Source organism: Paraburkholderia sp. JPY465, from assembly GCF_050436725.1.
GTDB classification, from domain to species: domain Bacteria; phylum Pseudomonadota; class Gammaproteobacteria; order Burkholderiales; family Burkholderiaceae; genus Paraburkholderia; species Paraburkholderia youngii.
Window position 1 is genome coordinate 245,975 of record NZ_JBNDMT010000003.1, and the last position, 14,643, is coordinate 260,617.

General features: G+C 65.3%; 13 protein-coding genes and 1 pseudogene. 9 read left to right on the forward strand and 5 right to left on the reverse strand.

Translation table 11 applies throughout. The annotated features are described in order from the left end of the window. Positions 1-86: 86 nt before the first annotated feature. On the reverse strand, positions 87-1,496 hold the full coding sequence (locus QFZ94_RS15680; protein WP_429458039.1) for a nucleobase:cation symporter-2 family protein: 1,410 nt from the start codon (positions 1,494-1,496) through the stop codon (positions 87-89). Positions 1,497-1,966: 470 nt separating this feature from the next. Between QFZ94_RS15680 and QFZ94_RS15685 the strand changes: the two genes are divergently transcribed. The 3 genes and pseudogenes from QFZ94_RS15685 to fghA all read left to right on the forward strand — a co-directional run bounded on the left by QFZ94_RS15685 (position 1,967) and on the right by fghA (position 4,693). Further along, positions 1,967-3,433 carry a xylulokinase gene (locus QFZ94_RS15685; protein ID WP_429458042.1) on the forward strand — a complete coding sequence of 489 codons (1,467 nt, stop codon included), beginning with the start codon at positions 1,967-1,969 and terminating at the stop codon, positions 3,431-3,433. 165 nt (positions 3,434-3,598) lie between these two features. Further along, positions 3,599-3,730 (forward strand): annotated as a pseudogene (locus tag QFZ94_RS15690) (S-(hydroxymethyl)glutathione dehydrogenase); the annotation flags it as partial. Positions 3,731-3,838: 108 nt separating this feature from the next. Beyond that, positions 3,839-4,693: an S-formylglutathione hydrolase gene (gene fghA / locus QFZ94_RS15695; RefSeq protein ID WP_429458044.1), complete on the forward strand. Its 855-nt coding sequence runs from the start codon at positions 3,839-3,841 to the stop codon at positions 4,691-4,693. Between the two features lie 85 nt (positions 4,694-4,778). Here fghA and QFZ94_RS15700 read toward each other — a convergent pair whose 3' ends face one another. The 4 genes from QFZ94_RS15700 to QFZ94_RS15715 all read right to left on the reverse strand — a co-directional run bounded on the left by QFZ94_RS15700 (position 4,779) and on the right by QFZ94_RS15715 (position 8,092). After that, a complete protein-coding gene (locus QFZ94_RS15700; RefSeq protein ID WP_410848559.1) occupies positions 4,779-5,561 on the reverse strand; it encodes a metal ABC transporter permease in 783 nt (260 codons plus the stop codon). Then, positions 5,554-6,528 carry an ABC transporter ATP-binding protein gene (locus QFZ94_RS15705; RefSeq protein ID WP_368584717.1) on the reverse strand — a complete coding sequence of 325 codons (975 nt, stop codon included), beginning with the start codon at positions 6,526-6,528 and terminating at the stop codon, positions 5,554-5,556. The genes QFZ94_RS15700 and QFZ94_RS15705 overlap by 8 nt, the downstream gene beginning before the upstream one ends. Next, a complete protein-coding gene (locus QFZ94_RS15710; protein WP_429458049.1) occupies positions 6,525-7,520 on the reverse strand; it encodes a metal ABC transporter solute-binding protein in 996 nt (331 codons plus the stop codon). Before QFZ94_RS15710 ends, QFZ94_RS15705 begins: the two co-directional genes overlap by 4 nt. 80 nt (positions 7,521-7,600) lie before the next feature. Next, positions 7,601-8,092, reverse strand: a complete 492-nt coding sequence (locus QFZ94_RS15715; protein ID WP_368584719.1) for a Fur family transcriptional regulator — start codon at positions 8,090-8,092, stop codon at positions 7,601-7,603. A gap of 256 nt (positions 8,093-8,348) precedes the next feature. On the opposite strand from QFZ94_RS15715, the gene QFZ94_RS15720 reads away from it, so the two are divergent. The 6 genes from QFZ94_RS15720 to QFZ94_RS15745 all read left to right on the forward strand — a co-directional run bounded on the left by QFZ94_RS15720 (position 8,349) and on the right by QFZ94_RS15745 (position 14,458). Beyond that, on the forward strand, positions 8,349-9,128 hold the full coding sequence (locus tag QFZ94_RS15720; RefSeq protein ID WP_368584720.1) for an L-iditol 2-dehydrogenase: 780 nt from the start codon (positions 8,349-8,351) through the stop codon (positions 9,126-9,128). A gap of 97 nt (positions 9,129-9,225) precedes the next feature. Further along, the gene (locus tag QFZ94_RS15725; protein WP_013090396.1) at positions 9,226-10,548 is read left to right on the forward strand and encodes an ABC transporter substrate-binding protein; all 1,323 of its coding nucleotides are present in this window, start codon (positions 9,226-9,228) and stop codon (positions 10,546-10,548) included. Between the two features lie 195 nt (positions 10,549-10,743). Further along, positions 10,744-11,679, forward strand: a complete 936-nt coding sequence (locus QFZ94_RS15730; RefSeq protein ID WP_026229139.1) for a carbohydrate ABC transporter permease — start codon at positions 10,744-10,746, stop codon at positions 11,677-11,679. Then, positions 11,676-12,551 carry a carbohydrate ABC transporter permease gene (locus QFZ94_RS15735; protein WP_013090394.1) on the forward strand — a complete coding sequence of 292 codons (876 nt, stop codon included), beginning with the start codon at positions 11,676-11,678 and terminating at the stop codon, positions 12,549-12,551. Before QFZ94_RS15730 ends, QFZ94_RS15735 begins: the two co-directional genes overlap by 4 nt. After that, complete coding sequence (locus tag QFZ94_RS15740; RefSeq protein WP_368584721.1) at positions 12,551-13,261, forward strand: HAD family hydrolase; 711 nt, start codon at positions 12,551-12,553, stop codon at positions 13,259-13,261. Before QFZ94_RS15735 ends, QFZ94_RS15740 begins: the two co-directional genes overlap by 1 nt. 87 nt (positions 13,262-13,348) lie before the next feature. Continuing rightward, the gene (locus QFZ94_RS15745) at positions 13,349-14,458 is read left to right on the forward strand and encodes an ABC transporter ATP-binding protein (RefSeq protein ID WP_368584722.1); all 1,110 of its coding nucleotides are present in this window, start codon (positions 13,349-13,351) and stop codon (positions 14,456-14,458) included. Positions 14,459-14,643 lie beyond the last annotated feature (185 nt).

The window sequence follows — 14,643 nt, forward strand, 5'->3', positions numbered from 1 at the left end:
AACAGAAACGCCACGGCATGCCGTGGCGTTTCTGTTTATGCGCGGCGCTCGGTGCCGCGTGAAGCATCAGCGATGCATCGACGGGCTCAGTGCAGATCCGCCGCCCGCAGCATCTCGTTGCCCTGCGGCTCGCTGCCCGCGCTCCTGTCGAGATCGTGCCCGGCGCGGCGAAGCTCGCTCTTCGCCTTCTTCTCGCTCTTCACGCCGTTGAAGATCAGGTTCAGCACGACCGCCGACACCGACGCGAGCAGAATCCCGCTGTGCAGCAGTGGCGACAACGCCGGCGGCAGTTGCGAGAAGAAGTGCGGCGACACCACCGGCACGAGGCCGAGCCCGATGCTGACCGCGACGATGAACAGGTTGTGCTGATTCCTGACGAAGTCGACGCGCGACAGCACCTTGATGCCGTTCGCCGCGACCATGCCGAACATCACGATGCCCGCGCCGCCGAGCACGAACGCCGGCACCGACGCGACCACCTGCGCCATCTTCGGAAACAGGCCGAGCAGCACGAGGATCACGCCGCCCATCGCGCACACGAAGCGGCTCTTCACGCCGGTCACACCGATCAGTCCGACGTTCTGCGAGAACGACGTATGCGGGAACGAGTTGAAGATGCCGCCGATCAGCGTGCCGAGACCATCGACGCGCAAGCCGCGCACCAGCGTTTTCTGATCGACCGGACGATCGACCATGTCGCCGACCGCGAGGAACATGCCGGTCGATTCGATGAACGTGACGAACATCACGGTGACCATCGTCGCGATCGACAGCGGATCGAAGTGCGGCAGACCGAAGTGAAACGGCATTACGAAGCCGACCCACGGCGCGTGCATGACGCCGTCCAGGTTGACGCGGCCGAGCATCAGCGCGATCGCGAAGCCCGCGACGATGCCGAGCAGCACCGAGATGTTGGCGACGAAACCCCTGGCGAACTTGTTGATCAGCAGGATCAGCGTCAGCACGAGCAGCGACAGGCCGAGGTAGACCGGATTGCCGTATTCGGGATTGCCGACACCGCCTGCCGCCCAGTTGATGCCGACTTCCATCAGCGACAAACCGATCACCGAAATCACCACGCCGATCACGACCGGCGGGAAGAAGCGCAATAGCTTGCCGACCGCGGGCGCGAGCAGAATGCCGATCACGCCGGCCGCGATCGTCGAGCCGAAGATGTCGAGGAGGCCGAGCGAAGGATTAGTGCCGATCGCGACCATCGGGCCGACGGCCGCGAACGTGCAGCCCATGATGACGGGCAGACGGATGCCGAAGATCCACAGTCCGAGCGTCTGGATCAGCGTGGCGATGCCGCAGGAAAAGAGATCGGCGCTGATCAGGAACGCGACCTGGTCTTTCGGCAGCTTCAGCGCGGCGCCGATGATCAGCGGCACCGCGACCGCGCCAGCGTACATGACCAGCACGTGCTGGATGCCGAGAGTAAGCAACTGGCCGGCCGGTAGGCGCTCGTCGCACGGGTGAACCGTGTTCGCTTGCATATTGTCTGTCTCCACCATCTCGTTTTGGGATGACTCCAAGGTATCGGGGACGAAAAGCCGCAACAAGACCATACGTGGCTATTCCGGCATTCCCGGCGACGATATGCACAGGCCTATTTTGAAAGGCAAATCGAAGCCACGCGTGGCGCGGATCAGCAGTGCAGCGGCGGCGAGCCCTATGCGGCGGCGATTGCCGACGCGGTGCGTCGCGTGCGCGGCGCGGCTTCGTCGCCGGCGGGGATATGTGTGAGAATCAATGGCGTGTATCACGCTTCCCGCATAGTCCAGTTTTGACGACGCTCGCCGCACGACGGGGTTAACCCGCGAACGGGCTAATTTCCGCGAGTTTTTCGACCCGTTCGCCGGGCGTTCTCGGTGTCGCCGCGGCCAGGTTTATTTGCTCCACTTGCCGGTCTCGTCGCCAGCCTCGCGGGCTCTTTCCTCATCCTCATTTCAACGTCCCTGCGCTCATGAGTTTTCTCGGCATCGACCTCGGCACCGGCTCCCTGAAAGCGGCAATCGTCGACGAACATGGACGCGAGCAGGCGGTATCGAGCGTCGCTTATGCGCTCGTTACGCCGCACGCGGGTTGGGCCGAAATCGACGTCGAGACGTGGTGGAACGCGCTCGTCGATGCGATGGCGGGCCTGCCCCGCGAGCTGCGTGATGGCGTGCGCGCGATCGGCTTCTCCGGTCAGATGCACGGCGTCGTGCTACTCGATGCAAACGGCGCGGCGGTGCGGCGCGCGATGCTGTGGCCCGACTCGCGCGCGCTCGCCGTGCTCGACGCATGGCCCAACCCGCAACCGAATCCGGTCGCGCCCGGCATGGCTGGTCCGTTGCTGCGCTGGCTCGTGCTGCATGAACCGGAAGCCGCGCGTCGCACGCGCTGGGCGCTCCAGCCGAAAGACTGGCTGCGCGTCGCGCTCGGCGGCGCGTGCGTGACCGATGCGTCCGATGCGTGCGCGACCGCGCTCGCCGATCCCGCCGGCGCGTGGGACACGGCGCTGCTGGCGCGTCTGGAGATTCCGCGCGAGTGGTTCGCGCCGCTGGCGTCATCGTATGCGGCGTCGGGCGCGCTGTCGCCGCAGGCCGCGCAGGCACTCGGCTTGCGGGCCGGTATCGTGCTCGCGACCGGCGCCGCGGACACGCCGTGCGCGGCGCTCGGCAGCGGACTCGCGCAGGACGGCGACGCGCTGCTGACGACCGGCACCGGCGGACAGATCGTGGTGCTCGCGAACGACAAACCGGCGCCGCTGAAGGGTTTGCACCGCTATCGCGCGGCGAGCGATCACTGGTATCGGATGGCGGCGATGCAGAACGTCGGCATTGCGTTGGAGCGGGTGCGCGGGTGGCTGTCGTATAAGTGGGCGGAGGCTTACCGCGACGCATTCGACGATGCGGCTGACGCAGCCGCCGATGCAACGGGTCACGCCGCGTCGACGCTGACTTTCCTGCCGTACCTGACCGGCGAGCGCACGCCGTGGCTGAACCCGCAGGCGCGCGGCGGCTGGCTCGGTTTATCGCTCGAGCATACGCGTGGGGCGATGATGCGCGCCGCGTTCGAGGGCGTCGCATTCTCGTTGCGCGCGGGGCTCGACGCGATTCGCGCGAGCGGCGCGCAGGTGACGGCGCTCAAGCTCGCGGGCGGCGGCTCCGTCGATGCGCGCTGGCGGCAACTGCTCGCCGATGCGCTCGACGTCGAGCTGCACGCGGTCAATTGCCCGAACGCAGCGCCGCGCGGCGCGGCGATCCTCGGCGGCCTCGCGTGCGGCCACTGGCTAACGCGCGATCTCGCCGCGCTCGCGCCGGGCGCGACGCGCGTTGCGGGTCCGCATGGCGATGCGGCGCTTGCCGAGCGCTACGCGCGCTTCGTCGATCTGTATGGCCGGGTCGAGCCGTGGTTCGGTGGCGGGGCGTCGCGCGAAGCGCAGTAGCAGCGGCGGCGTCGAACGCGGCGCGGAGCGCAGCCATCGGCGGGGCAGCCTTCGCGCACTATGCAATACCATTACGCTTTTCGCGCGCCACGTGGTCGCCGGGCATGCGATGCCCATTTCGCATTCACGCATTCACGCACTCACGGACTCGGAGGAGCATTGACGATGAAGAGCAAAGCAGCAATCGCATGGAAAGCCGGCGCCCCGTTGACCATCGAGGAAGTCGATCTCGAAGGCGCGCGCGCCGGTGAAGTCCTGATCGAGGTGAAGGCGACGGGCATCTGCCAGACTGACTACTCCATCACCCGCCGTCTGCCGCTCGAGCGCATCAACGAGGGCTTTGACCTGATGAAGAAGGGCGAGTCGATCCGCTCGGCCGTGCTCTACTAAACGAGGAATGTCACGATGCTTGAACTACTATCGTCGCACGCCTGTCATGGCGGCGAGCAGCGTTTTTACCGGCACGAGTCGCGCGCGATCGGTCTGCCGATGCGCTTCTCGGTCTATCTGCCGCCGCAGGCATTGCATGAGAACGCGGGACGTGTGCCGGCGTTGTTCTATCTGGCCGGACTGACCTGCACGGAAGAAACGTTTCCGATCAAGGCCGGCGCGCAGCGCTTCGCGGCACAGCACGGCATCGCGTTGATCGCGCCGGACACGAGTCCGCGCGGCGCGGGTGTGCCAGGCGAGAGCGATGCGTGGGATTTCGGCGTCGGCGCGGGCTTTTACGTGGACGCGACCGAGGAGCCGTGGTCCACGAACTACCGGATGTATTCATACGTGCGGGATGAACTGCGCGAGACGGTCGTAAACGAATTACCGGTCGACGGCGCGCGCCTCGGCATCTTCGGTCACTCGATGGGCGGGCACGGCGCGTTGGTGCTCGCGCTGCGCAATCCGGATATTTATCGGTCGGTGTCGGCGTTCGCGCCGATCGCCGCGCCGATGCGTTGTCCGTGGGGCGAGAAGGCGTTCAGCGGCTATCTCGGCGAGAACCGTGAAGCGTGGAACCAGTACGACGCGAGCGAGCTGGTCGCGCACGCGACGCGCAAGTTCGCAACAGGGATTCTCGTCGATCAGGGACTCGCGGATCAGTTCCTGCCCACGCAGCTCAATCCCGACGTGTTCGAAGCGGCGTGCAAGGCCGCGGGGCAGCCATTGACGTTGCACCGGCACGAAGGCTACGACCACGGCTACTACTTCATCTCGACGTTCATCGAGGATCATCTCGCGCATCACGCGAAGGTGTTGCTCGGCTGAAAAACCTCGTAAAACACGGCGCTAAATGAAAAAACGGCGGCACATCACGTGCCGCCGTTTTTCATGCGTTCGACGAAAGCGTCTCTCAATGCCGCTTCAGCAGACTGCCGCCATACACCGCCGCCGATAGCACGGTGATCCAGAAGCTCGTCGGCCAATCGGTATAGAACGCGAGCGTCAAGCCGAGCCACGCCTGCGCGAGTGCGAACGCGGCCGCGAGCACGAGACCGGTGGACAGCCGCGTGCTCAGGTTCTGCGCGGCGGCGGCCGGGCCCACCATCAGCGTGAACACGAGCAGCACGCCGACGATCTGCGTGCAGGCGGCAACGGCCAGCGCGGCGATCGCGAGAAATAGCACCGACACGCGGCGCAGCGACACGCCCTTCGCTTCGGCCAGCTCCGGTTGCAGCGACGCGAACAGCAGCGGCCGCATAATCGCCGCGAGCGCCACGAGACTTACTACACCGAGCGCGGCAAGCACCCCGAGCGTCGATGCATTGACGCCGAGCACGTTGCCGAACAGCAGCGCCGTCACCTGCGTCGCATACGCGGTGAAGAAGTGCAGAAACAGCAGCCCGAAGCCGAGCGACAAGGAAAGGATCACGCCGATCGCGACATCGCGGCCGGCGAGCCGTTCGCCGAGCGCGCCCATGCCGACACCGGCCGCGAGCGTGAAGCCGATCATCCCCCAGATCGGCGAGATGCCGATCAGCACCGCGCCGGTCGCGCCGGTGAAGCCGACATGCGACAGCGCGTGGCCCGCGAACGTCTGTCCGCGCATCACCAGAAAATAGCCGACCACGCCGGCCAGCACCGCGACGATCCCCGACGCCGCGAATGCGTTCACCATGAAATCGTATTCAAACATCGTGCTTGTGTCCGTCGCGTGAGTCGTGCGGGTTCGAGTGACTGTGTGAGTGGCCGTGCGAATGACCGTGGCCGTGGTCGTGCGAGTGCGTATGTCCGCCGTCCTCGTCGTGTTCGTGCTCGTGATCGTGCTTTTCCACTTCGACGCCGCCAGACATCACGAAGATGCGGCCGTTCACGCGCATCACGTCGATCGGCGAGCCGTACAGACGCGACAACACCGGCCGCGTGATGACTTCATCGACGGTGCCGAGCGCCGCGACGCCGCTGCCGAGATACAGCACGCGATCGATCGAGTTCAGCAGCGGATTGAGTTCATGCGCGGAGAACAGCACCGCGATGCCGAGCTCCCGCTGCACGCGCCGCACGAGTTCGACGACGCTCTTCTGGTGATGCGGATCGAGACTGATCAACGGTTCATCGAGCAGCAGCAGTTTCGGATTACCGAGCAGGCATTGCGCGAGCAGGAGCCGCTGCCGTTCGCCGCCCGACAACTCCGACAGCGGCCGCTTCGCGAGATTCGTGCCGCCGACGAGCTCGAGCACCCGATCGACGTCAGCGCGCGTTTTCGCATCCGCATGCGGCAAGCCCCAGCGATGACCATCGGCGGCCATCGCGACGAAATCGCGGCCGCGCACACGGCGGCCGGCGAGTGCGCTGCGCGTCTGCGGCATATAACCGATCGACGCGTTGCCGCGCTCGACCGTCTGCCCGAGCACGCGAATCGCGCCGGCCGCGGCCGGCACGAGGCCGAGCACCGCGCGCATCAGCGTCGTCTTGCCCGCGCCGTTCGGCCCGAGCACACCGATGAACTCGCCCTGGTTCACGACGAAGCTCGTGTCACGCAGGATCGTGCGGCCGCCCAGATCGAGCGTTACGTTGTCGAGTTCGAGCACGGGCGTGTCGCGGCGCGCGGTGGGTGCGCCTGCTGGCGCACTTGCTGGCGTTCGATGGCCAGTCGGAGTCATGGAGTTTGTCCTTTCGCGTTGGCCGCACCGTTCGCGCCGTTCGTATCACCCGCCGCGAGCGCCTTCTGCAGCGCGTCGAGCTGCGTCAGCATCCACGTCTGATAGGTCTTGCCGGCCGGCAGGGTTTCGGTGACGCTCATCGTCGGTACCTTCGATTGTTGCGCGAGCTTCAGCATGCGTCGGGTCAGCGCCTCGGTGGCCTGGCTGTTGTAGATCAGCACGCGCACGCGCCGCTCGCGCAGATCGCGTTCGAACGCGGCGATATCGGCCGCGCTCGCTTCGGTGTCGTTCATCGCGGCGAGCTGGAAGCGCTGGTTGCGCATGTTCAGGCCGATCGCGTCCGACATATAGCCGAACACCGGCTCGGTCGCCGTGACCGGCAGGCCCGCATAGCGGCCGTGCAGCTCGGCGACCTTCGCGTCGATCGGCTTCAGCGAATCGAGAAACTTCGCGAGGTTCGCATCGTACGCCGACTTGTGCGCCGGGTCAGTAGCGCTGAGCGCGTCGCTGACCGCGCGCGCGACTTTCGGCATCGTCGCCGGGTCGTACCACAGGTGCGGATTGTCGCCGCCTTTTTTGCCCACCAGATCGGCCGCGACGATCACCGTGCGCTCCGCGCCTTTCGACGCGGCCAGCAGCTTCGCCATCCACGGATCGTAGTCGGCGCCGCTGTAGACGATGAGGCTCGCATGCTGCAACGCGCGCGCGGTGGCCGGGCTCGCTTCGAACAGATGCGGGTCCTGGTCCGGGTTGTTGAGGATGCTGGTCACGTCGACACGATCGCCGCCGAGTTGCCGCACCGCGTCGCCATAGAAATTCTCCGCGGCGACGACAGGAATCTTCGCGTCGGCGGCGAACGCGCCCTGGCCGAAGCCGAGCGCCGCGAGCGCGAGCGCGAGCGTGAGCAGACATGCGCGCAGATGGGTGCGTACAGACATCGAACCCTTCAGCGCGCGCTGCGCGCTGGACAACATCAAGCGGATCGTTTTCATCGTTGTTTCCTGCTACTTGAGAGTTTGAATGAGCTACTCGGGGTGGCAAGGCCAGATACAGCGCGGCGCCGCGCGCCTGATCACGACGAAACGCCTGCTGCTCCGCCGCCAGGCTTCGCCGCTCGCGCACATGGCCCGCAAAGGCCGCTCAACTCGATCACCTGGCGATGCACCTCAAAGCCATGCGCGGGCGCGCTGTGCGACAGGCGATCGGCGAGTTCGTCGCCGGGAATTTCGACGGTGGCGCCGCAGCCGTCGCACATCAGGAACTGGCTGCGATGCGGCACGCCGATTTCGCAGCAGGCGACGAACGCGTTCTTCGATTCGATCCGATGCACGAAGCCATGCGCGACGAGGAAGTCGAGCGCGCGATAGACGGTGGTCGGCGGCATGCGACCGCGCTCGGGCGCGAGCGCGTCGAGCAACTCGTATGCGCCGACCGGCCGCTCGCTCGCGACGATCGCCGCGTACACCTGGCGACGCAGCGGCGTCAGCGCGAGCCCCTGCGCCGCGGCGTGCGCGTCCGCATGCGCGAGCCGCATGGCGTGCTGTTCGGCGAGCGAGGTAGTCATCGGTGTGAATCTCCTGGCGTGGCGGCCCCCGGGCGGGCGGCGAGGTCGAAATGATATAACGTATCGCGATTTTTTGTCAGCAGCGCGAATCGTCGCGTGGTGTGAAGCCTGCCGCGCTGCACCATCGAAATTCGTCCGCGTGCCTTGACATGACCCGGCTCGTATCCGATCATTCGATCACCAGCCGAGCAATTGATCGCGCGATGAGCGTTCGCTCACTACGCGCCAAAATGCAAAAACGAACCGGAGACAGGCAGTGGCACGATTGCAGGACAAGGTCGCCATTCTGACGGGCGCGGCCAGCGGTATCGGTGAAGCGGTAGCCTTGCGCTATCTCGACGAAGGCGCGCGCTGCGTGCTGGTCGACGTGAAGCCGACGGACAGCATCGGCGGCGCGCTACGCGGCACCTATGGCGAACGCGTGTTGAGCGTCAGCGCCGACGTCCGGCGCCGCGAGGACATCGAGCGCATCGTCGCGAGCACGCTCGGCTGCTTTGGCCAGATCGACATCCTGTTCAACAACGCGGCGCTGTTCGACATGCGCCCGCTCCTCGACGAATCCTGGGACGTGTTCGACCGCCTGTTCGCGGTCAACGTGAAGGGCATGTTCTTCCTGATGCAGGCGGTCGCGCGGCAGATGGTCGAGCAGGGCCATGGCGGCAAGATCATCAACATGTCGTCGCAGGCCGGCCGGCGCGGCGAGGCGCTCGTGTCGCACTACTGCGCGACCAAGGCGGCGGTGTTGAGCTATACGCAGTCCGCGGCGCTCGCGCTCGCTCCGCATAAGATCAATGTAAACGGCATCGCGCCGGGCGTCGTCGACACGCCGATGTGGAACGAGGTCGACGCGCTGTTCGCACGCTACGAGAACCGGCCGCTCGGCGAGAAGAAGCGCCTCGTCGGCGAGGCCGTGCCGCTCGGCCGCATGGGCGTGCCCGACGACCTGACCGGCGCCGCGCTGTTCCTCGCGTCTGCCGATGCTGACTACATCACCGCGCAGACGCTGAACGTCGACGGCGGCAACTGGATGAGCTGAACCAAGAGCAGTAAGCGGGCACGTTGGCTGCTCCGAGCGGCGCGTCATTCCGTCAAACGAACGCAGCATCACATAACGTATGAGAAAGGAGACAACCATGAAACCAGCTTTCAAATTCGCGCTGAAGGCGGCCGGTGCCGGCGCGGCTACCTGCTTCGCGCTGAGCGCGTCGGCGGCGACGGTGACGATCGCGACACTGAACAATCCGGACATGATCGAGCTGAAGAAGCTGTCGCCGGCGTTCGAAAAAGCGAATCCGGACATCAAGCTGAACTGGGTGATCCTCGAAGAAAACGTGCTGCGTCAGCGCGCGACGACCGACATCACGACCGGCAGCGGCCAGTTCGACGTGATGACGATCGGCGCGTACGAAACGCCGCAATGGGGCAAGCGCGGCTGGCTCGCGCCGATCACGAACCTGCCCGCGAACTACGACCTGAACGACGTCGTGAAGACGGCCCGCGACGGCCTGTCCGCGAACGGCCAGCTGTATGCGCTGCCGTTCTACGTCGAAAGCTCGATGACCTATTACCGCAAGGATCTGTTCGACAAGGCCGGCCTGAAGATGCCCGACCAGCCGACCTATGACCAGATCGCGCAATTCGCCGACAAGCTCACCGACAAGTCCAAGGAGCAATACGGCATCTGCCTGCGCGGCAAGGCGGGCTGGGGCGAGAACATGGCGTACGGCACGACGGTCGTGAACACGTTCGGCGGCCGCTGGTTCGACGAGAAGTGGAACGCGCAGTTGACCTCGCCGGAATGGAAGAAGGCGATGACGTTCTACGTCGATCTGCTGAAGAAGGACGGCCCTCCGGGAGCGAGCTCGAACGGCTTCAACGAAAACCTGACGCTGATGTCGTCCGGCAAGTGCGCGATGTGGATCGACGCGACGGTCGCGGCCGGCATGCTGTACAACAAGCAGCAGTCGCAGATCGCCGACAAGGTCGGCTTCGCCGCGGCGCCGGTCGCGGTCACGCCGAAGGGCTCGCACTGGCTGTGGGCGTGGGCGCTGGCGATTCCGAAGTCGTCGAAGCAGGCCGATTCGGCGAAGAAGTTCATCGAGTGGGCGACCTCGAAGGAGTACATTGAAATGGTCGCGAAGGACGAAGGCTGGGCCTCGGTGCCCCCGGGCACGCGCCAGTCCACCTATGCGCGCCCCGAGTACAAGCAGGCCGCGCCGTTCGGCGACTTCGTGCTGAAGGCGATCCAGACCGCCGACCCGGATCATCCGACCTCGAAGCCGGTCCCGTACACCGGTGTGCAGTTCGTCGGAATTCCTGAGTTCCAGTCGTTCGGCACGGTGGTCGGGCAGAGCATCTCCGGCGCGATCGCAGGTCAGATGACGGTCGATCAGGCGCTCGCCGCCGGCAACGCGGCCGCGGACCGCGCGGTCAAGCAGGCGGGTTATCAGAAATAACTGCGCAGAAGTAACTGCGCTGCTGTAACCCGGCAGGCCCGCCGCATCGACCGATGCGGCTCATGAAGCAGGGCGGCCGTTGGTCTGCGCCGTAAGCGATGCGGCGCGCGCCGTGTGCCATTCAGCACGGCACGCCGCGTCGCACGCACGCGGCTCGGGCGAACGCTCCGCGCATTACCGAACAGGTGGTCCATCATGCGTCCTTTGCGCCTACCTTTGATGCATGCCCATCCCCAGACAGAAAAAGAACGCGAGGAGCGTAAGGCCAATTCGGCCCGCTGGCTCGTGGCGCCGTCGGTCAGCGTTCTCGTGCTGTGGATGGTCATTCCGCTCGCGATGACGATCTGGTTCTCGTTCTCGCACTACAACCTGCTGAATCCCGATCTGCGCGGTTTCGCCGGTTTCGACAACTACCGCTATCTCGCCACCGATCCGTCGTTCGGTCCGTCGATTGCGCACACGATCGAGCTGATCGTGTGGGTGCTCGTGATCACCGTGGTCGGCGGGGTGCTGATGGCGATCCTGTTCGATCGCAAATTCTACGGGCAGGGCATCGCGCGCCTGCTCGCGATCGGACCGTTCTTCGTGATGCCCACCGTCAGCGCGCTGATCTGGAAGAACATGATCCTGCACCCGGTGTATGGCCTCGTCGCGCAGGGCATGCGTGCGCTCGGCATGCAGCCGATCGACTGGTTCGCCGACTATCCGCTGACCGCGGTGATCATGATCGTCGCATGGCAGTGGCTGCCGTTCGCGTTCCTGATCCTGTTCACGGCGATCCAGTCGCTCGACCAGGAGCAGAAGGAAGCCGCGAAGATCGACGGCGCGGGTCCGTTCTCGATGTTCTTCTACATCACACTGCCGCATCTGAGACGCGCGATAGCGGTCGTCGTGATGATGGAGACGATTTTCCTGCTGTCGATCTTCGCCGAGATCTACACGACCACGGGCGGCGGTCCGGGCAATGCGACTACCACGCTGTCGTACCTGATCTTCTCGCTCGGCCTGCAACAGTTCGACGTCGGTCTCGCATCGGCGGGCGGTATTCTTGCGGTCGTGCTGGCCAACATCGTGTCGTTCTTCCTCGTGCGGATGCTCGCGAAGAACCTGAAAGGGGAGTACGAAAAATGAGCCACGTTGCCTCCACTGCGGCATCGACGACGCAGCCCGTCGCGGTGCCGACCAAATCGCCGTTCGACACGATTCGCCGCGGTATTCCCGGCGTGATCGCGTGGCTCGTCGCGCTGCTGCTGTTCTTCCCGATCTTCTGGATGACGATCACCGCGTTCAAGACCGAGCAGCAGGCCTACGCGTCGTCGCTGTTTTTCATGCCGACGCTCGACAGCTTCCGCGAAGTGTTCGCGCGCAGCAACTACTTCGCGTTCGCGTGGAACTCGGTGCTGATCTCGGTCGGCGTCACGCTGCTGTGCCTGATCCTCGCGGTGCCTTGTGCGTACGCGATGGCGTTCTTCCCGACGCACCGCACGCAGAAGGTGCTGCTGTGGATGCTGTCGACGAAGATGATGCCGTCGGTTGGCGTGCTGGTGCCGATCTATCTGCTGTGGAAAAACAGCGGCCTGCTCGATACGGTGTCGGGTCTGATCATCGTCTACACGCTGATCAATCTGCCGATCGCGGTCTGGATGGCGTTCACGTACTTCGCCGAAATTCCGCGCGACATTCTCGAAGCCGGGCGCATCGACGGCGCGGCGACATGGCAGGAGATCGTCTATCTGCTGATGCCGATGGCGCTGCCCGGACTCGCGTCGACCGCGCTGCTGCTCGTGATTCTCGCGTGGAACGAGGCGTTCTGGAGCATCAACCTGTCGAGCTCGAACGCCGCGCCATTGACCGTGTTCATCGCATCGTATTCGAGTCCTGAAGGATTGTTCTGGGCGAAGTTGTCGGCTGCTTCGTTGCTGGCGGTCGCGCCGATCCTGATCGTCGGCTGGCTGTCGCAGAAGCAGCTGGTGCGCGGCCTCACGTTCGGGGCGGTCAAGTGATGGCGGACCCGACGGCGGGTCCGGGCATCGCGCGATATGCGTTGATCTGCGATTGCGACGGCGTGCTGATCGACAGCGAAGCGGTGGCTGCGCGCATGCTGGTGCATGAGCTCGAGGCGCGCTGGCCCGGCGTCGACGTCGAGCCGGTCGTGCTGCCGCTGCTCGGGCTGCGCATCGAGCGCGTGTTGCAAGACACCGCGACGCAGCTCGGCCAGCAGCTCGGCGCCGACGATATCGATGCGATCCGCCGCGCGGTCGAAGCGGCGGCGATCGATGCGCCCGCGGTCGACGGCATCGAGATGGCGCTGACCCAGGTGCCCCTCGTCAAAGGCTGCGCGAGCAATAGCTTCCGGCCGTACGTCGAGACGGTACTGGCGCGCACGGGCCTGAAGCGGTTCTTCGGCGAGCGGCTGTTCTGCGCCGACGCGGTGCCGAATCCGAAGCCCGCGCCGGACGTGTATCTGGCGGCGGCGCAAGGCTTCGGGCTCGCGCCTGCCGCGTGCCTCGTCGTCGAGGACAGCGTGACGGGCGTCACGGCGGCGGCCACGGCGGGCATGGCGGTGCTGGGGTTTATCGGCGGCGGTCATGCGAGCGATGCGCAGATCGACCGTCTGCATGCGGCGGGCGCGCGTCATGTGTTCGACGACATGCGGCAGTTGCCCGACCTCGTCGCGCAATGGACACTGTCCGCGGCGGCCGCGGCGCCATGAGGGCGCGAACGAACGCGACACGACACGGCATCAGGTAGCAGCACGAAGTAACGAGCAGCATCGAACGGCATTACACGGAGACACATCATGGCAAGCGTAACCTTGCGCAACATCAGAAAGGCCTACGACGACAACGAAGTGATGCGCGACATCAATCTCGACATCGCCGATGGCGAGTTCGTCGTGTTCGTCGGGCCGAGCGGTTGCGGCAAATCGACCCTGATGCGGATGATCGCGGGCCTCGAGGACATCACGGGCGGCGATCTGAACATCGACGCGGTGCGCATGAACGACGTGCCGCCGGCCAAGCGCGGCATCGCGATGGTGTTCCAGTCGTACGCGCTTTATCCGCACATGACCCTTTACGACAACATGGCGTTCGGCCTGAAGCTCGCCGGCGCGAAGAAGCCGGAGATCGACGCGGCCGTGCGCAACGCGGCGAAGATTCTGCATATCGACCATCTGCTCGATCGCAAGCCCAAGCAGTTGTCGGGCGGGCAGCGGCAGCGCGTCGCGATCGGCCGCGCGATCACGCGCAAGCCGAAGGTGTTTCTGTTCGACGAGCCGCTATCGAATCTCGACGCCGCGCTGCGCGTGAAGATGCGCCTCGAGTTCGCGCGCCTGCACGACGAGCTGAAGACGACGATGATCTACGTGACGCACGATCAGGTCGAGGCGATGACTTTGGCCGACAAAATAGTCGTGTTGTCGGCGGGCAATCTGGAGCAGGTCGGCAGCCCGACGATGCTGTATCACGCGCCCGCGAACCGTTTCGTCGCAGGCTTCATCGGTTCGCCGAAGATGAACTTCATGGAAGGCGTCGTGCAGTCGGTGTCGCGCGATGGCGTCACGGTGCGTTACGAGACGGGCGAGACGCAGCGTGTGTCGGTCGAGCCCGGAGCGGCGAAGCAGGGCGACAAGGTGACGGTCGGCATTCGCCCCGAGCACCTGCACGTCAGCACGACCGAGGACGGTATCGAGGCACGCACGATGACGGTCGAATCGCTCGGCGATGCCGCATATCTGTACGCGGAGTCGAGCGTCGCGCCGGACGGATTGATCGCGCGGATTCCGCCGCTCGAACGTCATGCGAAAGGCAATACGCAAAAGCTCGGCGCGACGCCGGAGCATTGTCATCTGTTCGACAGCGACGGGAAGGCGTTCCAGCGCAAGATCGTTGAGGTGCTGGCGGCTTGATGAATGGTAAAGCGGCGCATGGGCGCCGCTTTACGCGATTGCGATGGTCGGCGTGCGCTATAGGCGTGACCTGCGCTTTTCCATGCACGCTCGCGTACCCTTGTTTTGTCACCTTGGAATTAACCGATGTTGTGCCGCCGCGCAGTCTGACTGTCGATCAGCGATAGCAGCGCTGCCGCGGCCCG

Excerpts from the sequence above, each read along its gene's own strand:
- QFZ94_RS15680 (WP_429458039.1), bottom strand. The coding sequence starts at position 1,496 with ATGCAAGCGAACACGGTTCACCCGTGCGACGAGCGCCTACCGGCCGGC.
- QFZ94_RS15700 (WP_410848559.1), bottom strand. The coding sequence starts at position 5,561 with ATGTTTGAATACGATTTCATGGTGAACGCATTCGCGGCGTCGGGGATC.
- QFZ94_RS15685 (WP_429458042.1), top strand. The coding sequence starts at position 1,967 with ATGAGTTTTCTCGGCATCGACCTCGGCACCGGCTCCCTGAAAGCGGCA.
- QFZ94_RS15715 (WP_368584719.1), bottom strand. The coding sequence starts at position 8,092 with ATGACTACCTCGCTCGCCGAACAGCACGCCATGCGGCTCGCGCATGCG.
- QFZ94_RS15735 (WP_013090394.1), top strand. The coding sequence starts at position 11,676 with ATGAGCCACGTTGCCTCCACTGCGGCATCGACGACGCAGCCCGTCGCG.
- QFZ94_RS15745 (WP_368584722.1), top strand. The coding sequence starts at position 13,349 with ATGGCAAGCGTAACCTTGCGCAACATCAGAAAGGCCTACGACGACAAC.
- QFZ94_RS15730 (WP_026229139.1), top strand. The coding sequence starts at position 10,744 with ATGCGTCCTTTGCGCCTACCTTTGATGCATGCCCATCCCCAGACAGAA.
- QFZ94_RS15740 (WP_368584721.1), top strand. The coding sequence starts at position 12,551 with ATGGCGGACCCGACGGCGGGTCCGGGCATCGCGCGATATGCGTTGATC.
- QFZ94_RS15710 (WP_429458049.1), bottom strand. The coding sequence starts at position 7,520 with ATGAAAACGATCCGCTTGATGTTGTCCAGCGCGCAGCGCGCGCTGAAG.
- fghA (WP_429458044.1), top strand. The coding sequence starts at position 3,839 with ATGCTTGAACTACTATCGTCGCACGCCTGTCATGGCGGCGAGCAGCGT.
- QFZ94_RS15705 (WP_368584717.1), bottom strand. The coding sequence starts at position 6,528 with ATGACTCCGACTGGCCATCGAACGCCAGCAAGTGCGCCAGCAGGCGCA.
- QFZ94_RS15725 (WP_013090396.1), top strand. The coding sequence starts at position 9,226 with ATGAAACCAGCTTTCAAATTCGCGCTGAAGGCGGCCGGTGCCGGCGCG.